At 40.4% G+C, this 21,795-nt stretch carries 12 protein-coding genes; 9 read left to right on the forward strand and 3 right to left on the reverse strand.

Annotated elements, in window-relative coordinates:
* Positions 1-4: 4 nt before the first annotated feature.
* The 3 genes from PDL71_RS16795 (at position 5) to PDL71_RS16805 (ending at position 5,370) form a co-directional block, all read left to right on the forward strand.
* Positions 5-1,090 (forward strand): pyruvate kinase, encoded by a 1,086-nt coding sequence (locus tag PDL71_RS16795; protein WP_407523236.1) that lies wholly within the window; start codon positions 5-7, stop codon positions 1,088-1,090.
* Positions 1,091-1,159: 69 nt separating this feature from the next.
* The gene (locus PDL71_RS16800; protein WP_407523239.1) at positions 1,160-3,970 is read left to right on the forward strand and encodes an outer membrane beta-barrel protein; all 2,811 of its coding nucleotides are present in this window, start codon (positions 1,160-1,162) and stop codon (positions 3,968-3,970) included.
* A 32-nt stretch (positions 3,971-4,002) separates the two neighbouring features.
* Complete coding sequence (locus tag PDL71_RS16805; RefSeq protein ID WP_407523242.1) at positions 4,003-5,370, forward strand: hypothetical protein; 1,368 nt, start codon at positions 4,003-4,005, stop codon at positions 5,368-5,370.
* A gap of 222 nt (positions 5,371-5,592) precedes the next feature.
* Here the strand turns inward: PDL71_RS16805 and PDL71_RS16810 are convergent, their stop codons facing one another.
* From PDL71_RS16810 to PDL71_RS16820, 3 genes are read right to left on the reverse strand one after another with little or no spacing between them, the layout of a single operon-like run.
* Positions 5,593-6,852, reverse strand: coding sequence for an amidohydrolase family protein (locus PDL71_RS16810; protein WP_407523245.1), 1,260 nt, complete (start codon positions 6,850-6,852; stop codon positions 5,593-5,595).
* A gap of 31 nt (positions 6,853-6,883) precedes the next feature.
* Positions 6,884-7,942, reverse strand: a complete 1,059-nt coding sequence (locus PDL71_RS16815; protein WP_407523248.1) for a sensor histidine kinase — start codon at positions 7,940-7,942, stop codon at positions 6,884-6,886.
* A gap of 24 nt (positions 7,943-7,966) precedes the next feature.
* Positions 7,967-8,653: a response regulator gene (locus PDL71_RS16820; RefSeq protein WP_407523251.1), complete on the reverse strand. Its 687-nt coding sequence runs from the start codon at positions 8,651-8,653 to the stop codon at positions 7,967-7,969.
* 156 nt (positions 8,654-8,809) lie between these two features.
* On the opposite strand from PDL71_RS16820, the gene PDL71_RS16825 reads away from it, so the two are divergent.
* The 6 genes from PDL71_RS16825 (at position 8,810) to PDL71_RS16850 (ending at position 21,777) form a co-directional block, all read left to right on the forward strand.
* A complete protein-coding gene (locus PDL71_RS16825; RefSeq protein WP_407523254.1) occupies positions 8,810-10,999 on the forward strand; it encodes a hypothetical protein in 2,190 nt (729 codons plus the stop codon).
* Positions 11,000-11,175: 176 nt separating this feature from the next.
* Positions 11,176-14,436, forward strand: coding sequence for a SusC/RagA family TonB-linked outer membrane protein (locus tag PDL71_RS16830; RefSeq protein WP_407523256.1), 3,261 nt, complete (start codon positions 11,176-11,178; stop codon positions 14,434-14,436).
* 19 nt (positions 14,437-14,455) lie between these two features.
* Positions 14,456-16,048: a SusD/RagB family nutrient-binding outer membrane lipoprotein gene (locus PDL71_RS16835; RefSeq protein WP_407523258.1), complete on the forward strand. Its 1,593-nt coding sequence runs from the start codon at positions 14,456-14,458 to the stop codon at positions 16,046-16,048.
* A gap of 93 nt (positions 16,049-16,141) precedes the next feature.
* Entirely contained in the window at positions 16,142-17,221 is a 1,080-nt protein-coding gene (locus PDL71_RS16840; protein ID WP_407523261.1) for a hypothetical protein, read from the forward strand.
* An 85-nt stretch (positions 17,222-17,306) separates the two neighbouring features.
* The gene (locus tag PDL71_RS16845; protein WP_407523264.1) at positions 17,307-19,745 is read left to right on the forward strand and encodes a bifunctional YncE family protein/alkaline phosphatase family protein; all 2,439 of its coding nucleotides are present in this window, start codon (positions 17,307-17,309) and stop codon (positions 19,743-19,745) included.
* Between the two features lie 13 nt (positions 19,746-19,758).
* Positions 19,759-21,777 carry a TonB-dependent receptor plug domain-containing protein gene (locus PDL71_RS16850; RefSeq protein ID WP_407523267.1) on the forward strand — a complete coding sequence of 673 codons (2,019 nt, stop codon included), beginning with the start codon at positions 19,759-19,761 and terminating at the stop codon, positions 21,775-21,777.
* Positions 21,778-21,795 lie beyond the last annotated feature (18 nt).

The raw sequence follows: 21,795 nt of genomic DNA on the forward strand, positions 1-21,795 counted from the left end.
TATAATGGTAACCCTGGATGAAAAACATGCTGATGATTATGCAAGCATCAAGGGTCTTTTGCAATCCGGTATGAACGTTGCCCGTATCAATTGTGCACATGATACGGAAGCAGTATGGTTCAGGATTATACAACATATCAAAAGAGCTTCTAAAATAACCGGACTTCATTGTAAAATATACATGGACCTGCCGGGCCCAAAAATCAGAACTGTTATTAAAGGCGGAGAGAAAATAAAAATAAAAGAAGGTGAAACACTGGTTTTTGCCAATAAGAATTTCCGTGCTGCCACTAATGAAAAAGTTATCCGCTGCTCGGCATCACAAATTATATCCCAGTTACAGGTAGGAGAAAGAATTTTGTTTGATGATGGATTAATAGAAGCCAGAGTGGAGCAGTGTTTATCAAAACATGTGCGGATTCAGGTGTTGCGTATTTCCTCCAGGAAGCCCTTTATAAAGGCAGAAAAAGGAATTAATTTTCCCGACTCCTTTTTACAAATAGCTTCCTTAACAGAGTTTGATTTAAAATGTCTGCCTTTTATTCTGAAACATGCTGATATGGTTGGTTATTCGTTTGTTAGGAATGAAAAAGACGTAGCCGCACTCAGAGGGAAAATCCATACCTCCAAAAAAATAGCTGTTATTATAAAAATTGAAACTCCTGAAGCTGTAAAAAATTTGCCGGCCATCCTGTTTGAAAGTTTAAAAGATGAAAATACGGGTGTTATGATTGCCCGTGGCGACCTGGCAGTTGAAATAGGATTTGAAAGAATGAGTGAAATACAGGAAGAAATTTTATGGATTTGCGAAGCGGCACATGTGCCTGTAATATGGGCTACGCAGGTACTGGAAAACTTAAATAAATCCGGCATCGCCACCCGTTCCGAAATTACAGATGCTGCTCATGCAGCCCAGGCCGATTGTGTGATGATTAATAAGGGGAGTCATACCGTAAAAGTCATTGAAACACTACGGGATGTTTTAGAAAGGATTGGAGGGCATCATGTTAAAAAACGTTACACCTTCAGACCGCTAACGATTGCGAAAACTTTCATGGCATCAAAAGCGCCTAAGAAAACAATCAGTTAACAATTCCTTAATACGGGGTTCACTTTGGCGTAATATAGCGAAGGTTCCTTTGCGGCATAATTTGAAACTATGTTAAGGAATGCTTTTGGAAAATCGGTTTTAACCCTCCTTTTATTACTCGGAACCCTCATCGCAACTGCCCAGCAAATTAAATTATCTGGCCGTGTGCTGAACCAGAAAAACGAACCCGTGGCAGGTGCCACTATTGCTGTTTCGGGCATCACCAAAAATATTGCAGCGGATGTAGAAGGACGTTTCAGCCTTACATTGGAACAGGGTAAAAAATATATCATCACTGTTTCTGCTGTGGGTTACCAGGCAAAAGAAGTGAGTGAAGTGGAAGTAAAAGCCGATGACGATAATGTGATTACCATTGTAATGGAAGTAGCGGCAAAGGAAGTAGGTGAAATTGTAATCCGCAGTACAGCCCGTAAAGAAAATACATCCGGCTTATTGAACTTTCAACGTAATAACGTATCCCTTTCCAGCGGTTTGGCGGCTGATTTCATCCGTCGTACACCCGATAAAAACACCAGCGAAGTATTACGCCGTGTAAGTGGTGCTTCCATCCAGGATAATAAGTTTGTGGTAGTACGTGGTTTGAGCGACCGTTACAACCAGGCTTTGATTAATAATGCCATGCTCCCTTCTTCTGAGCCTGACAAAAAAGCATTTTCGTTTGATGTGATTCCTTCCCAGTTAATTGATAATATCATTATTAATAAAACAGCAACTCCTGATTTAACTGGCGAGTTTGCAGGTGGACTGGTACAAATCAACACCAAAGATATTCCTGCCAAAAACTTTGTAACAGTGGGTATCGGTTTTGGATTTAACACACAATCGATCGGTAAAGATTTTATCAGTAACGAAAGAGGCCAATATGACTGGCTGGGATTTGATGACAGAAGAAATATTCCCGCCTCCTATCCTATGAAATACGGAGTGTATAATACCTTACCTGTTGAACAAAGAAGACAAATAGCTGCTGATTTCCGTGATGATGTTTGGAATGAAGTTACATCTGTTGCCGGACCTATTCAATCGTATAATATTACATGGGGCAATTCTGTACGTGGTAAAAAGGGTGGCACTTTTGGTTCAGTTGTTGGTGTTACTTATCGTAATTCCAAATTGTTGTACACGGCTACTAAAGAATTGTTTGAACGTGGCCAGAACAGCCAGGAGTTTTTTGATTTTACTGACCGCCAAAACAAATACAGCACTAACCTGGGCGGTATTGTAAATCTTGCCTGGACAAAAGGAAAAAATAAAATTGCCTTCAAGAATCTCTTCAACCAATTGTTTGAAGATAACTATTATCAACGTACCGGTATCAATACAGAAAACCTTCAGGATGTAAGTCTTCGTTCTTCTGTACTGAATCAAAGAACTTTGTTCTCCTCACAATTAGAAGGTACACATACATTCTTCAGCAAGTTAAAATTCAACTGGAATTTCAACTATTCATATAACAATAAAGAACAGCCTGATCTGCGTGTTATTACATACGGAAAAAGCATTGGCACTAACAATCCTTTCCAGGTGAACCTCCGAGGTAACAATACCAACCGTTTCTTCAGCAATCTTACGGATCATGCTTTTGGAACCAATGGTTCAGTTGCCTATGATTTTAAAATAGGCGAACAAAAGCAAACAGTTAAAATTGGCGGAAGTGCTACCGTTCGTCTGCGTGATTTCAGAGCTACTATTTTCGGTTATTCAGAACCATCTGATATTTCACTCATCAACCTTCCTTACAATACCATTTTCAATAAACAAAACTTTACCAAGAATAACAGTTTTGAAATGATTACTGCGTTGCAAAACCCGCAGGATAAGTATTACGGTATTTCTGCATTGTCTGCAGGTTATGTAATGTTTGATAACAAACTGGCTGATAACTGGCGCCTGATCTGGGGTTCAAGAGTTGAAAATTTTGAACAGTTCCTTAAGTCAAACCAGCAGGGTTCAGATAAAGCACAGATTGTACTCACTCAAAAATTTGACTTCTTACCTTCTGCCAATCTTACGTTTAATGCGGGCAGCAAATCTAACCTGCGTGCCGGTATTTCCAGAACAGTAGCCCGTCCTGAATTCAGAGAAATTGCACCATTTGCGTTCTTTGATTTTGAAGTGATTGCTTCTACTGCCGGACAGCCAAACTTAAGAAGAAGCAGCATCATTAATGCTGATCTCCGCTACGAGTGGTATCCCAAAGCAGGTGAAGTTATTTCAGCAGGTGTTTTTTATAAAGATTTTACCGATCCTATTGAGTTGCGTTTAAACAGTGCCAGTGTGGCCACACGCCGTCAATATGAATTCCAGAATGCGGCACAGGCTACTTTGTACGGAACAGAGTTTGAATTCAGAAAGAATTTATCCTTCCTTTCCAAATCAAAGCAATGGCTGGAGAAATTATTCTTTACCGGTAACGTATCTGTTATTTATTCTGAAGTATTGCTGAGCAATGTTGATGTTAATGGTAATCCAGCTGCTCCTACTGCCCGTCCGCTGCAAGGTCAATCGCCTTATCTTATCAATGCAGGATTTCAATATGATTCAAAAGGCGGAAGCGGATTTTCACTCTTATACAACAGGATCGGTCAACGTTTGGCTTTAGTAGGTAACTCCGATTTTGGTGATATCTATGAGCGTCCCCGTCACCTGCTCGATTTCCAGTTCACTCAAAAAATACTGAAACGTAAAGGCGAATTACGTCTTACCATTAGTGATCTCTTTAATCAGCCTGTTGAAACTTACGAAAACAGGAATGAGCAAAAAGCATATAACAGTGACGTTGATAAAACCTTCAGCTCTTTCAAACCTGGTACGACATTTACCATTGGATTTACATACGACTTTGATTTTAAAAAATAAGCAACAACTAAAAAAACAATAAACAGGATATTATGAAACAAGTCCTTACTTCATTAGCAGCCATCAGCCTTTTTGCAATTACTTCATGTATAAAGGTTGATATTGATGATTCTGTAACTAACTCAGGTACTAATACCCCTGTAGGTACAACTCTTCAGGAACGAATCATTTCATCAAAGATTTTAACCGGCAACATCAATGAAAACGTAGAGTTGCCTAAAGGTAAATACACACTGAAAGGTTATGTGTATGTAAACAACCGTGCCCGTTTAACCTTTGCACCCGGTTCCATCATTGTCGGTGATACCATAAATAAAGGTGCATTAATTATTGAGCAAAACTCAAGATTAATTGCAGATGGCACTGCAGCAGAACCTATCGTATTTACATCCGGTAAGCCGGCAGGACAACGCAAACCCGGCGATTGGGGTGGTATTGCCATTGCAGGTAACGCTCCCACAAATCGTACTACGCCTCCATTGCTTGAAGGTGGTATTAATGCTGTGTATGGTGGAAGTTTAGCAAATGATAACAGCGGTATTCTCCGTTATGTACGTATTGAATTTGCAGGTATTGCTGCTGACCCCAACTCCGAGATTAATGGTCTTACATTGGGCGGTGTTGGTAGTGGTACTATCATTGAAAATGTTCAGGTATCTTATGGTAATGATGATGCTTTTGAATTTTTTGGCGGTACCGTAAATTGTAAAAACCTGATTGCCTTTGCAACTGCAGATGACGATTTTGATTTTGACTTTGGCTATGTAGGCCGTATTCAGTTTGGTGTTTCTTTGCGTGATCCTTTGTTTGTGGATGGTGGTGATGCTGGAAATGGTATTGAGTGCGATAATGATGGTGCAGGTACCACAGCTTCTCCAAGAACACGTCCTGTATTAAGCAACTTTACTTTCTGCGGACCTAATGGTGCAGCAGGCACATTAGCTAATCACAACTTTAATACACGCTTCCGCCGTTCTACTCATTTTGTGCTAGTTAACTCTATCCTGATGGGTTATCAAAAAGCAGGTTTCCAGTTTGAAAGTGATTCAACAGCTGCTGCTTACTTAGATGGTCGTTCCCTTTTCCGTAATAACCTGGTTCATGCAGTAACTGAACCTTATCGTGTAAACTCTACCACATTAACGAATGCTGCAACTGTACGCACACAAGCAGAAGGACAAGGTTGTATCACTTATACTGATTGGAATGCAATTCAATTAGAAAATCCTTTCAATCTTGCTGCTCCTAACTTTTTACCTAAGGCAGGTAGTCCTGCTTTAAGTGGAGCCAGCTTTACAGGCATCACAGGCTTTACTGCTACTACTTATGTTGGCGCCTTTGGTACCACTAACTGGGCTGCAGGCTGGGCCAGTTTTACACCGCAAACAAACGTGTACTAAAAAAATATAAACAATTTTTCCTTAAGCAAGTATCCTTTAACGGCCCCCTGTTCCCAGGGGGCTTTTTCATTATAAGAATTCATCATTCGTTCATCCGCAGTTAATAATAGCATTACACAGGCATTGCAATTTTACACCGGCAAGTTTTCTCATACAACGGTTTTCATCAGCAACTCTTTTTCTCATGAAACCTACCACCTGTATTTTTATACGGGTGTTTTTTTACCATAACAGTTTGCCCTGCTTTACCCGTAACTGAATCTTGAAAACAGTTTGAAAATGTTCCAACGGATTTTCTTTTAGCACCAGGAAGCTGGCTTCATATCCTTCCTGTAGAGCTGCAATTTTGCGATCAGGAAAAATAACCTGTGGTGTGGTGATGCACCACATATTCAACAGTTCACGGTTAGTATATACGCCGAGCTGGTATAAATATTCTGCTTCTGTTTTGGATGTTTGGTTATAACTGTCGCTGGCAATAGTTAAAGGCACAGCAAAACGTTTCAGCAATCGCAGGTTCTGTTGTTGTACCTGCCGGCGCATCCGGTACTGTGCGGAATCTGTTTCTATCAGCTCTGTTGCTGCCAGAGAATAAGTAGGATCAGCATGAACTCCCTTTTTCTTCATTTTTCTTACCAGCGAAGAAGTTAACGTATAATAGGAAGCAGGGTATCCTTCTTTCCATAGAACCTGGTAACCGGGCAGGTGATTGATTTCATCCACACCTGCTTTTACTGCATACCATACATCTTTTGGTGTTTCAATATGGCAACTTACTTTGAGCCCGGCACTATGAGCTTTGCTTACCACGAGTTGTAAAAGCTTTGGATTCATCCCTTTTCTTCCGTTATACAACGTATCGTTTTTTCTTTGTTCATACTCCTCACTGTTCAGCAAATACACTTTTATAAAGCCGGGTTTATCATTGAGGATGAAAGGCCATTTTTTTTCAAGGTCTTCTTTTGAATCAATAATATAATAAGCATTGCCTTCCATGCTCCTGTACGTCCACCCTTTGATGGCTTCTTTGTACCTCGTTTCAATCATGTATTTATAAAGAGGAACCGGGTGCCCGCCGCTACCGGTAAGTCCGCCATTGGCAAAAACAACATCCACTGAACCGGGTTGATTGATACGATGGGCAATTTTTTGTGTAGTGAAAGGAATACTGTTAGGATTTTTAATATAAAACACTCCATCACTTAAATAGCGTTCATTAAAAATATCAAACTCAATTTCGGTATCGGGGGAATGATTGTGTGCTTCACCAAAAGGGGGAATAATGTATTGCTGCTTCAGATCAATGATGGTATCAACTGTTCCGGGTTTTGTTTTTGTAAGCAATCCATTTACACTGTAAAAAGTTTGCGGTTCAAAACTATTACCGTTATACCAATAACCATTTGTAAACAGGATCGTTTTCTGTTGCGAAAAAACGCCGGTACAAAAGAAACAGATGCAGCAGGTAATCAAGTACTTCATAGTTGGTACTATAAAGTAACTAAAAAACTTTTTACGCTGCTGTTCTGGATTTACTGTCCAGTGTAAATCCGAAGGTAGAACCTACATCAATGGTGCTGCGTACATGAATGCTCTTGCCGTGTGCTTCAATAATATGTTTGCAGATGGCCAGCCCCAAACCGCTTCCTCCTTCCTTACGGCTGCGGGCAAGGTCAGTTCTGTAAAAGCGTTCAAATATACGGTTGAGATGTTCTTCTGCTATGCCGTAGCCGTCGTCGCTAATTTCAATCAGTACAAGATCGTTGGTGGTTTTATATGCGCTGAAAATAATATGACCGTTTTGTTTGCCGTACTTAATGGCATTATCCACCAGATTAATAAGCACCATTCTTATTTTTTCTTTATCAGCATAAACGGCAATGGGCAACTCGCATCCTTTTTTAATAGATGTTTTGATGTTTTTTTCTGTTGCTTTAATACTCAGACTTTCAAAAATATCTTCCACCAGTTCCTGGATAATGAAATTTTGTTTCTGAAGTTGGAGCTGACCGCTTTCGAGTTTTGAAATTTCATCAAGGTCGCCCACCAGGTTTACCAGTCGCTCAATATTACGGGAGGTGTTGAGGAGAAATTTCCGGGCCACTTCTTCCTTATTCATTGCTCCGCTGAGTAATGTATCCACATAGCCCTGCACGGCAAAGATGGGCGTCTTTAACTCATGGCTCAGGTTTTGCAAAAATTCTTTGCGGTATTGTTCGTTCTGCTGGAGTTGCTCCACTTCCTGCTTTTTCTGCTCGGCCCACTCTTCCACTTCGGCACTTACTTCCTGCAGACTTTTTTCAGGCAACACTGATTTATTAAAAAACTCTTCCCTTTTAGTAGCCTTGGTTTGCGCAATGAATTTGTAAATGAGTTTGATATGGCGGTAAATAAACCGTTCCGTAAAATAGCGGATGAGCAGGTAAGAAATGAGAAAAAGAATCAGGAATGTAAGAAGCGCAATCCACCAGTTGTGAACGAAAAAAAAGTTGGCCAGACCTACCAGTAATGAAATAGCAAATGCATTGATAGCAGCTATTTGTACCGGTGTTAAGTATCCTTTATTAAACATGATTGTAACAAAGGTAATAAGCCGTTAAGAAGCGGAAAGCTCAAACTTATACCCAACTCCTTTTACCGTGGTAATACAATCCACATTGAGTTTTTGGCGGATTTTACGGATGTGTACATCAATGGTACGATCGCCCACAATTACATCGTTACCCCATACCTGGCTCAGGATTTCATGACGCAGAAATACACGGCCGGGCTTGGAAGCCAGCAGCGCCAGCAGTTCAAATTCCTTTTTAGCTAAAACAATATCTTCTCCTTTATATTTTACGAGGTATTGTTCTTTATCAATCTGCAGTTCGCCCAGCTTAATCAATGAATCATCTGACCGGAAGCTTCTGCGAAGCAAAGCATTTACACGGCTGATGAGCACTTTGGGGCTGATGGGCTTGCTTACATAATCATCTGCACCCATTTCCAATCCTTTGATATGGCTGGCTTCATCATTTAATGCGGTCAAAATGATGATTAATGTTTGCGCATACTGGGGCTGGCTGCGCAGGATCTGGCAAACTTCCATCCCGGTTTTACGGGGCATCATCACATCCAGGATCATTAAATCCGGCTGATGCAGTTTGGCAAGATCTAATGCCTCATCACCGTTTTTTGCTTTGACTACCGTAAATCCTTCTGCCAATAAATTGTATTCCAGGATCTCCAGTATATCGGGCTCATCATCAGCAATGAGGATCTTTTTTCCTTTGGGTTCCATTGTTGGTTGCAAATTTAGCGGCAGCAACCCAAGCTTACCAAAACATAATATTATGTTATTGTTAACGCAACAGCGGCGGTAGCTTTTGGCTTGCAAAGCATCTGTAAAGGAAGCGTTTATAAACGGAATGTATTTTGAAGCTAATTTTGCGTGAGTATGCAAAAAATCCTTATTCTGGTTCTAACCCTTTTTTGCCAGGCCGGTCTTGCCCAAACCCGTGTTGCCTCGTTTGATACATCAGGCCCCATTGAGATACCCATGAGCAGGGTGCTGCGGCATGAAAATATTATCAAAGAACAAAAACGGATTGACAAACTGGATGGCAAAGTAGATCAGTTCATCAACCTGAGTGCTAATGATGATATCAACACACAGGTTACCGATGTGATTTACCGTAAAACGGATGTGATGCGTTATGAAATTGAACGCATGACGGCCGATAACAATACGAAAATCGGCTACCTGCGTTCCCTGCATGAGCTGCTGCAGGCGATTGGTTTGAATGTAAAAAACAAAAAAGAAATACTGCCTTCTGTGCCGCTGATGTTTGAGAGCTACAAAAGCATTATGCAGCTAACGGCCGAACAGAAGACCATTGTACCTGTTTTTGAACAACTGCCGGCAGAAGCGGGAGAATTGTTGCTGCCACTTTTATTACAGAACAAAGAAGAACCCGCCATCAGAAAGCTCCTCTTTCTCAAAAAAGTAAAAGCAGATCCTTCTAATATCATCCAGGGTATTGATGCGTTTATGAATGATCCCTTTGCAGATAGTTTAATTTCTGTAGCAGCGGTTAAAATTCCTTTGCAGGTGTACACTTATGCACAGGCTACAAGAACCAATGCCTCAAAGATCATACGCCGCAGCTCAGATCCTAAAGTGCAGATACTGGTTCAGCTGAGTGACCTTACCAACGGTACTTTGTACCTCCCGTTCCTGGATGAATTGCTGAGTAAAAATTTAACCATTGATGATATAAAGGCTGTGGCCGAAAATGAATTGCTGTATTACCGTCTTTTAGTAAAAACACAGACGAAGTATTTTATGCGGATGAATAATGCCGACACGCCGCTACTGGCAAAAGAACTTTTTAATATGCTGGAGCGTAAAGCCACCGATGCTTTTGTGAATGTGATGAATGAACTGCATGATTCACCTGACCCTGTGCGTATGCGTGTAAGCGACCCGTTAACATCAGAAGAAATTTACTACCTGCTTGTAACCACGGAAGAAATTATTTATACCAGCACTTATACGAAGTTGTATGATCGTATGATGACCCGTTTTTCAAACAGGCGTGGTGATTCCCTGCTGATGGCGGTACATTTTGATAAGTTTAAAAAGTTTATCAAGATGGCAGCTAACTATAACCGGCTCGATGATTTTTTAAAATCAATGCCGGAGATCAGAAGCAATCAATTGATGTTTGCGTTTGTACAAGGGCTCCAAAAAACAGGCACACTGGAAGATGCAGTAGATGTAGCAGACAGTTATGGAAGTATTACTGATGTAAAACTGCAAAACTTCCTGATGGACCAGGTGAAAGAAAACTATGAAACGAGTTTAAAGAAACAGGACCGCAGGGGTGAAGTGATTTATAATATTCTGCAAACACTGTTCCGCTCTTCTTTAGATTCTACATTGAATCTTTCTACAGCACTTGGCATACCACCTGTTTATAAAGTAGATTACAACAGTATTGCAGACAGCACAGGAAAAGTAGTGCAGCAGGTTTTCTTTTATGGTGATGAAGATGGTATTATTTCTTTCAGAAGTTTTATGGGTTTATTTAACGGCAAACCGGAATGGAATGTAGCAATGGGACCTGAATGGGTTACCATCACTGCCACCAAAGGAAAGCCTTATGTGATTTATGCCAATCGTCCGCTTGATTATAAACAGGACCTCGATCAACAGGCACAGGAGCATTTAATTGACTATTTAAAGAAGAATAAAATCAACCCCACATTTGTAGTACACCGTGGTCATAGTTATCATTTAAAATACACCATTCAGCAAATGATGCCTTCCTCCCGTATTGTGATGCTGGGCAGTTGCGGAGGTTATCAAAACCTGGCGAAGATTTTAAATGTGAATGAAGATGCACATATCATTTCTACCAAGCAGGTGGGCAGCTTTAGTGTGAATGAACCGATTCTGCGTGCCATCAATGATAAAATAAGAAACGGAAACAGTATTGAATGGATTCCGTTATGGCAGCAAATAGGCACTTCCGTAAAAACGGATACCCGTGCTACAGAATTACTGAAAGATTATGTGCCGCCACATAAAAATCTCGGTGCCATTTTTATTAAAGCCTTCCGTAAAGCAACCGGTGAAATGTAAAATCGTTTTCATTGTTATGTGAAGAAATTGTTTACGAAATCATTAATTGTTGAATTGTTTTAGCTCAACGCCTGTTTCAGTAATGATTTGTTAATTGCAACATAACCTGTTGCTAATATTCCCGTCACAGGCTGGTAACATCAGATGTCAAGTTTTGCATCACAAAACTTACATCTATGACTCTTAAACTGCCGATGAGAAAACTGTTAGCAGTGCTTTTTCTCACCGCATTTTCATTTACTGCTTATTCGCAACAGGTTACCGGTAAAATTATTTCCAAGGTTGATGCTGCAGCTATTGCCGGGGCTTCAGTAGAAGTAAAAGGTTCTTCAAAAGGAAGTTCCGCTGATCCTTCCGGTGCTTTTACTATCAATGCCAAGCAAGGTGATGTACTCATCATTTCTGCACTTGGTTACAAACAAATCAACTATAAGGTTGATCAAACATCCGGCATTCTCATTGAAATGGAAGCTGATGCCAAGTCGCTCAACGAAGTAGTAGTAACAGCTCTTGGTATTAAAAAAGAAACCAAGAAACTGGCCTACGCTATCCAGGAGGTAAAAGGCGCTGATCTTGTGAAAGCCCGTGAGCCCAACCCCATCAACAGCTTAAAAGGTAAAGTAGCCGGGTTGATAGTAAACATCAACAGTGAATTGCTGCGCCAGCCTTCTATCAACTTTCGTGGACAGGGTAATATTTTATTTGTAGTAGATGGTGTTCCCATCCGTACAGATACCTGGAACATCAGCCCGGATGATATTGAAAGCTACAGTTTCTTAAAAGGACAAACCGCCGCCGCCTTGTACGGCAGTAATGCTGTAAACGGCGCCATCATCATCAACACTAAAAAAGGAACCAAAGACAAACGTGGTTTTTCCATTGAGTTTAACTCCAGCACCATGTTTGAAAGCGGCTTTCTTGCTTTTCCTAAAGTGCAGGATCAGTATGGCCCCGGCTCTACCGGTAAGTATGCATTTAAAGATGGTGTAGGTGGTGGTGTAAATGATAACGACTATGATATTTGGGGTCCACGATTTGACGGACAGTTGATCCCTCAATACGACGGACAGTTTACACCCGGTCAAACTCATACCACAACGTTTGCTGATGGTTCTACTTTCACCGGTAACATCAGACCCACACCCTGGTTAGCAAGAGGTGTAAATAATCTTGGCCGTTTTTTACAAACAGGATTGTTAAGTACCAATCATCTTTCCATCGCTTCACAAACGGATAAATATGATCTGCGTTTTGGTATGGGTCATACCTATCAAAGAGCCATCATCCCTAATATGGGATTGAATATTACCAATTTTAACATGGCAAGTGGCTATAACTTTTCAAAGAAAGTAAGGCTGAGTGCAAACATTAACTACAGCCGTCAATATTCTCCCAACTTTCCGGATGTGAACTATGGACCTAACAGTTTAATCTACAATATGTCCATCTGGGCAGGCAGTGACTGGAATGTAGATGATATGCGGAACTACTGGCAGGATGGTAAAGTAGGTATTCAGCAGAAGTATGCAGAATACCAGCGTTACAACAATCCCTGGTTTATGGTGAAGGAATGGCTGCGTGGTCATTACAAAAATGATTTGTATGGCTACATCACACTGGACTGGAAGTTTGCACCGCATTTTAATTTCATGCTGCGTCCCGGTATTTCTACTTACAACTTAAGCCGTACAGAAAAAATGCCATACTCAGCAGGTTCTTACGGACGTGACGACCGCCGTGGTGATTACCGTGAAGACAACCGCAATCTTTTTGAATCAAATAACGAAGTACAGGTACGCTATAACAACAAACTGTTTAACCGTTTACAGATAGATGGTATGGTTGGTGGCAACCTGCAAAACGTACGTTACAACAGTGTGTATGCTACTACCAATTATTTAAATGTACCCGGTGTATATAATTTAAATAACTCCTTACTGCCTTTACGTTCATTCAACTGGCAGGCAGAGCAAACCGTTGTAAGTGGCTATTATTCTTTTGATTTTGGTGTTGATAAATATCTCACCATTTCAACAACAGGAAGATTGGATAAACACTCTAACCTGCCCGATAATAAATACAAGCAACAATACTTCTATTTTTCAGCAGGTGGTGCTACTGTTGTTTCTGATTATGTGAAACTGCCGGAAGTGATTTCATTTTTGAAATTTAAAGGCTCTTATGCTACCGGTCGTAATCCTCAAACTTTTGCTACTATTGGACCACTTGGTTTCTTAGGTGGCAACCCGCTTGATTATGGTGATACTTATCAATCACCGTATGGTTTAGGTGCATATTCTTTTGCAAAATATACGTACAGCCTTGGCTTTGGATATAACAATGCAGTAGGTGCTGCATTCAGTAACCGCTTAAACGATCCGGACATTGCTGCAGATAATCGCAAAACAACCGAGTTAGGTGCTGATATCCGTTTCTTTAAAAATCGTTTGGCATTAGATGTTACCTACTTTAATACCATCAATGAAATCTTAGGTAACAGAAGTATTTCTGCTGCTACCGGTTATGACGCCATTACCGTAAACAGTGGTAAGATTCGTACACGTGGTGTGGAAGTAGTATTGAATGGTACCGCCATTCAGAAAAAAGATTTTACATGGAATGTGCTGGTAAACTGGAGTACGTTTAAAAGAATATGGGTTGAAAATCCCAATCCTACTCCGTGGATCAAAAATGGCGACCGTGTAGATTTAGTAGTAAGTCAAGGCTTTGTAAAACTGCCTGATGGTCGCTATTTGCACAATACCGATGGATTGCTCATGCGTATGCGTGATGCTGTGAATGGTGGCCAGGCACAGCGCATCTTTGGTCATGGTGATCCGGATTTCATTTGGGGTGTTACCAACACATTTAAATACAAAAACTTCTCACTTGGTTTTCAGTTTGATGGTGTAGTAGGTGGTTTGTTGTGGAATCAAATCAGAAGAAGAACGATTTCAGGTGGTCGTCACATTGAAACTGTTGAAGGTGAGTGGGGCGTGCATCGTCCAAATGATGTAACCGGTGGTTCTTATGTGGCCAATGGTGTTACATGGACAGGCGTAAGACCAATTGTTGATCCAATTACAGGTGAAATCACCAACTTAAAAGACCTCACGTTGGTTCCCAACACAAGAAGAGTAACCGTTCAAAACTATGCCAGCCGTTATGCCAGCAGCAGTGAGCGTGAGTTTATGTACCAGGATAAAACCTTTGCCAAGCTGCGTGAAATAACCTTAACGTATAACGTGCCGCAGAAATTTCTGAAACATATTAAAGGCATCAATTCAGCCAACATATCGTTTGTGGGTCGCAACCTCTTCCTCTTCTATGGTGGCAGCAAAGATGTGGATCCGGATCAGTTTACCCAGCAGGTAAACTCTGACATTCAAACACCATCAACCAGGAGATTTGGTTTTAACGTTAACATCATCTTCTAACACATAAAAATTAACTGAGATGAAAAAAATAAGTTTAATGGGTATGATGATTCTCTTCATCCTGTCCATTCAATCATGCAAAAAGCGATTTGAAGATTTATTGATCAACCCCAATCAACCGGTAAGTGTACCGCCCTACCTGGTTATGGGCAAAGAGCTGAATGATATCGTAAACAATATTGGCGGCAATGCGCCTTGGGACGCTGTTATGCGTTACAACCAGTATTATTGCCGTAACTATCAGTACTACGGTGATAATGCTTACAGTTTTTCAGGAACATTTGGAAATTATTCCAATGACCTCAAGAACATTCAGCAAATGGAAATTGAAGCAGCCAATGCAGGTGCACCTGCACGTAATGCCTATGCTGCTGTTGGTAAGTTTTTGAGAGCGTATTATTATTATCACCTCAGCTCTTTAATGGGTGATGTACCGATGAGCGAAGCGCTGAAAGGCTTAACCAATATTTCAGGGCCTAAGTATGACACGCAGAAAGATGTATTTCTGCAAATATTAAAATGGCTGGATGAAGCCAATGATGATTTTAATGCATTGAAAGGAGAAGCAAGCGACAGAAATTTCAACAGCAATGATATTTATTACAAAGGTGATTTAGCCAAGTGGCAGAAAATGGTGAATGCATTTAAACTGCGTGTTTTAATTTCATTGAGTAAAAAGGCCGGTGATGCAGATTTAAAAATCGGCCAACGATTTACTGAAGTGCTCACAAACAGTACCAAATTTCCATTGTTCAGCGGCATGACAGATAATTTCAGCTACAAGTACAATGCTGATTTCAACCGCTACCCGTTAAACCCATCCAACTTTGGTTTTGATGCACTTCGTTTGAATATGGCAGGCACTTGGGTAAGCAATCTTACAACATTACAAGACCCACGTGTGTTTGCTACCTGCGAGCCAGCGTATAAGTTGATTGACCAGAATGGTTGGAGCTTAACTGATTTCCGTGCATTTGCGGGAAGCCCTACTGCAGAAAATCAAACTGACATGGAAAACAAAGCACAAAGTGGTTTGTACAGTTTGATTGGACGTTATCGTTATTACAGAACCTTTACTGCAGAGGAAGGAATCATTGTGGGCTATCCTGAAATGTGTTTCAACATTGCTGAAGCTATTAACCGTGGATGGGCTGCCGGTGATGCAGAGCAATGGTACAGAAACGGTATTGATGCCATGATTAAGTTTTATGGCATTGCAAATGGCAACAATACTTTTTATTTCCTGAGAAGCGGTAATCCCACCAACCTGGCTGATTACAGAACAGCTGTTTACAATTTTGATTTCAACACTTACTACAACCAGGCCACTGTAAGATATGAAGCAGGTACAGCAGGTTTAAATAAGATCTTATTGCAGAAATACCTGGCCTTCTTCATGAACTCAGGATGGGAAGCTTTCTTTAATCAAAGAAGAACAGGCATTCCCACTTTTTCAGTGGGTGCCGGTATTGGCAATGGCGGTGTATTACCTAAAAGATGGACTTACCCTGTAGCAGAACAAAACGTAAACAATGCTAATTGGAAAGCGGCAGTTGACCGTCAGTTCAGCGGACAGGATGTTGTAGGTGGTGAATTATGGATAAATAAATAAAGCAGTTTTTTCTCATAATCAATAGCAGTCTTTCTTAACAGACATCGGCGGAATTATTCTTAGTTCCGCCTTTTTTTAAACCAAATAATTTTTATGAAACAAGTACTCATTTCATTATTACTCATTATAGCCTTGCATACAACAGCACAACAAAAAACGGAGAATGTTATCGTCATTACGCTGGATGGCTTTCGCTGGCAGGAAGTGTTTGGTGGTGCAGACAGCATACTCATCAACCATGATAAATTCACAGAAGATAAAAAAGGATTACAGGAAAAGTTCTGGGCAGCTACAACTGATGAACGCAGAAAAAAACTGCTCCCCTTCTTTTGGAATACGATTGCACAACAGGGACAACTCTATGGCAACCGCTGGCATAACAATTTTGTAAACAATGCCAACCCTTACTGGTTTTCCTATCCCGGTTACAATGAAATTTTTACCGGCATTCCTGATACGGCTGTTAACTCCAATGATAAACGCTGGAATAAAAATGAAAATGTACTGGAGTTTATCAACAAACAAAAAGGATTTGAAAACAAAGTAGTTGCTTTTACTTCCTGGGATGTTTTTCCGTGGATATTACATGAAGAGCGCAGCAAAGTATATGTAAACAGTGCATTTGAAAGAATCGGGTTTCAATCACCCACCTTTAATTTGCTTAATGAAATGCAGATGACAGCTCCACGTTTTTTAGGTGATGGTGTTCGTCCTGATTTACTTACCTTCTACATCGCCAAAGAATATCTAAAAACTTACAAGCCACGTGTGCTGTATATCGGTTTTGATGAAACAGATGATTTTGCACATGGTGGTAAATATGACATGTACCTGCACAGCGCTTATATGGTAGACCAGTTGATTGCCGACTTATGGGGATGGTTGCAAATAGACCCGCACTATAAAAACAAAACTACTATCCTCATTACTACTGACCATGGGCGTGGTGATGCTAAAAAAGAACAATGGACCAGTCATGGCGCAAAAATTCCTGATGCCGGGCAAATATGGATGGCAGTGATGGGCCCTGATACAGAAGCAAAAGGCGAATTGAAAACAAAAGGTCAGTTATACCAGAAACAGATAGCATCAACCATTGCTTCCTTTCTGGGTTTTACATTCAAATCAGCTAAAACAGTTGCAGAGCCTGTGAGTGATATGTTGAGCAAATAATCACATAGAAATAATATCAAATCTGTAAAGCAATTTTTCCGAAAGGTTAAATTGCTTTACCTTTTTATCCCTTAATCAACACAACATGAAACGAATTTCAGTACTGCTGCTTTTGTCGTTTATTTTCAGCAACTCGTCATTTGCTCAAAAACAAGTTCAGCTCCCTAATGGCTGGAAACTTTCGCCTGCAGGAAGAAGTTTGCCGCTGGGAGATTTGCCTTTGAACATTGCTGTAAGCAAAAGCAAAAAGCTGATGGCTGTCACTAATAACGGGCAGAGTACCCAAAGCCTGCAACTCATCAATCCTGCAACAGAAAAAGAATTAGACAGGGTTATCATTCCCAAATCATGGTATGGCTTAAAGTTCAGTGCTGATGAAAAGTTTTTATATGCAAGCGGCGGTAATGATAACTGGATTTTGAAATACAGCATCATCAGCAATAAATTAAAATTGATTGATTCTATCAAGCTCGGTGCCAAATGGCCTAATAAAATTTCACCGGCAGGTATTGAAATAGATGATGCAAAACAAATCATGTATGTAGTAACCAAAGACAATTTCATGCTTTATGTTATCAATCTTGCTAACAAGCAAATACTGCATGAACAAAAGTTGGGTGCGGAAGCTTACACCTGCGTTTTATCAAACAACAAAAAAGAACTCTATGTTTCTTTATGGGGTGGCGATAAAGTTTTGGTGTATGATGTAGATGCAAAAAGCATTACAGGCGAAATTGCAGTGGGTGATAACCCCAATGAACTATTGCTCAACAAAGCCGGAACTGTTTTATATGTAGCCAATGCCAATGACAATTCCGTATCAGTCATTGATACCAAACAAAAGAAAGTACTGGAAGTATTAAATGCCGCCTTGTATCCAAATGCACCGCAAGGGAGTGCCAGCAATGGACTTGCATTGAGTGCAACTGAAAAAACATTATACATCGCCAATGCTGATAATAATTGTTTAGCTGTATTTGATGTGAGTAAACCGGGCTTCAGTAAATCAAAAGGTTTTATTCCTGTGGGCTGGTATCCAACCAATGTAAAAGTAATCGGCAAAAAAATATTTGTAAGCAATGGAAAAGGATTTGAAAGTTATGCCAATCCTTACGGACCAAACCCTACACGCCGAAGAGAAGAAGTAGTTTATCAAAAAGGTGACCCAACTAAAAAACAGGAAGTACAATACATTGGTGGTTTGATGAAAGGGATGATGAGTATTATTGATGAACCAACAGATGCATTATTAGCAACGTATTCCAAAAAAGTTTATAACAACACACCTTACACAAAAGAAAAAGAAACAATTGCTGAAGGTGAAGCAGGCAATCCTGTTCCCATGAAAGTAGGCGACCCGTCTCAGATTAAATATGTGTTTTACATCATCAAAGAAAACAGAACGTATGACCAGGTGTTGAGTGATGTACCTGGTGGTAATGGTGATACAAGTTTGTTATTGTTTGGCGAACGCATTACACCCAATCAACACAAACTGGTAAAGGAATTTGTATTGCTTGATAATTTTTATGTAGATGGTGAAGTAAGTGCTGATGGTCATAACTGGACACTCGGTGCCAATGCAAATGATTATTTAGAAAAAAACTGGGTTACAAGCTATGGCGGTCGTGGTGGTACCTATGATGCAGAAGGCACAAGAGAAATTGCCAATAACAAAATGGGGTTCATCTGGGATTTTTGTAAACGTGCCGGCATCAGCTACAGAACCTATGGTGAGTTTGCTGATGATTACAAAGCCAACATTCCTGTGTTGGAAAATCATTTCTGTCCTTATTTCACCAGTTGGGATGAAAGTGTAAGAGATACTACCCGTTTCTATCAATGGAAAAGAGAATTTGATTCTTTGCTTGCACAAAATGCAGTGCCTCGTTTTAATTCGCTACGTTTCATTAATGACCATACAGAAGGATTACGTATTGGCCGCCCCACTCCTTTTGCACATGTGGCTGATAATGATTGGGCAGTGGGTTTATTTGTGGAGTATTTATCAAAAAGCCCCATCTGGAAAGAAACGGCCATTTTCATAGTAGAAGATGATGCACAAAACGGGCCCGACCATGTAGATGCTCATCGTACTACCGCTTATGTTGCAGGTGGTTTTGTTAAACGAAATTTTGTGGACCATACCATGTACTCCACTTCATCTATGCTGCGAACCATTGAATTGATTTTGGGTTTACCACCTATGACACAATATGACGCAGCAGCCACACCTATGTGGAGATGTTTTTCATCCACTCCCAATCTTACACCATTTGTATCTGTTGCACCGAATGTGAATCTGAATGATGTGAATCAAAAAGTATCAGCCTGGAGTCAATTGAGCGAAAGTTTTGATTTCACAAAAGAAGACCGCATTCCTGATTTGATTTTTAGCGAAGTAATTTGGAAAGCAGTGAAAGGCGAACACAGTGTTATGCCTGCACCACGCCGAAGTGCATTTGTAAAAACTATAGAAGAGGAAGAAGAGGAAGAAGAAAGAAAAGTCAAAATGAAAAAGTAAAAAATGGCTCACTATGAACGCAGGCATTCTTTTAGCTTTTTACTTATTACTTATTACTTCTACTGTTATTGCACAGGAAGACACGACCGTTCAATCATTATCAGAAGTTGTAGTGTCAGCAACACGTACTCAACAGCAGGAAATACAACTTCCCTATGTAACCAATACCATCAAACGAAAAGAACTTAACCGTTTTCAGCCACGCACTACTCCTGAAGCATTAAACGGAATGACGGGTGTGTTTGTGCAAAAAACAAATCATGGCGGCGGTTCAGCATTTATTCGTGGGTTAACAGGTAATCAAACATTGCTATTGATAGATGGTATCCGATTAAATAATTCCACGTTTCGTTTTGGCCCCAATCAATACCTCAATACCATTGACATGTTTACCATTCAGCAAATTGAAGTGGTGAAAGGAACAGGTTCTGTACAATACGGCTCTGATGCATTGGGCGGAACTATTCAGGTGCTTACAAAAGATGCAGTACTGAGCGAAACAAAAAAATGGGACGGTGCTGCACAGGCGAAGTTCATGAGCGCCGGCATGGAGCAAACAGGCAGAGGGGAATTCAATTACAGCAGCAGCAAATTGGCGGTAACAGGCGGCATTACCTACAGGAACTTTGGAAATCTTTTAAGCGGCGATACAACAGGATTTCAAAACCCAAGCGGATATAAAGAATTGGCTTATGATGTAAAGCTGAAATTTCTATTAAAGCAAAACATAGAGCTTACAACAGCACATCAATTACTGCAACAAAAAAATGTTCCTGTTTTTCATAAAGTAAGATTGGAAAATTTTTTACTCAACGAAATGGACCCGCAGCAACGCATGCTTTCTTATGCAAAATTGAAAATTCAAAACACAAATCCACTCATTAAAACTATTGAATTCACTGCTTCACATCAGCAAACAAAAGAAGGAAGAAACAGTCAGAAAAACGGCAGTGCTGTTTTAAGAAAAGAATTTGACAAAGTGAATACGTTTGGATTTACTGCCGATGTACAATCTGTTTACAACAAATACTGGAGTTCTAGCTCAGGAATAGATTTGTATATGGATAAGGTGAACAGTATAAGGGATGATATCAACACCATAACACAAGCTGCAGTTTCAAAACGTGGTTTGTATCCTGATGAATCAGTGTACGGTAATTATTCATTGTTTTCGCTTCATCAACTGCAGTGGCGCAAACTTCGTGTGCATGGCGGCATCCGTTATAATCTGTTCAGCATAAGCCTCAGCGATACCAGTTTGGGAAAAGTGCAATTAAATCCTGCTGCATTCGTATTCAATGCAGGACTTGTTTACAACATCACAGCACATCAATTTGTATTTGCATCATTCAACAACAGTTTTCGTGCACCCAATGTGGATGATATGGGTACGCTGGGTATTGTTGATTTTCGATATGAACTGCCTGCATACAATTTGAATCCAGAACGTTCATACAACTATGAAGCGGGTTATAAGTTCCGTAGCAGCAAATTCAATCTCACCGCTACTGCTTTCTACATGCAGTTGCAGCAACTTATTACAAGAGTTCGTAAGCAAGGTGAGCAAATCAGCGGTTACAATGTCTATATAAAAGAAAATACGGACCGTGCTTTTATCCGTGGTGCCGAAGCAGAAGCAGATGTTGAACTCATGAAAGGTTTTCGTTTGCAAGGCGGTGTAGCTCATGCATACGGACAAAACAAAACACGTAATGAGCCCCTGCGCCGCATTCCACCATTCAATGGAAGACTCCGCAGCACTTACACAAACAACAAATGGTTTGCGGCGGCTGAATATTGGTTTGCATCCAAACAAAATCGTTTGGCGCAGGGAGATAAAGATGACAACCGCATACCTCAGGGAGGTACGCCGGGTTTTAATGTGTTTAACACGGTAGTTGGTTATGAGTTGAAACAGGTACGTGTGCAAACAGGCTTGCAAAATCTGTTCAACAAAGATTACCGCACGCATGGCAGCGGTATGAATGGTTATGGCCGAAGTGCATGGCTTCACATACAATTCATGTTTTAGTAACACAGAGTTGATAAT

It is taken from the genome of Lacibacter sp. MH-610 (genome assembly GCF_045780045.1).
Lineage (GTDB): Bacteria > Bacteroidota > Bacteroidia > Chitinophagales > Chitinophagaceae > Lacibacter.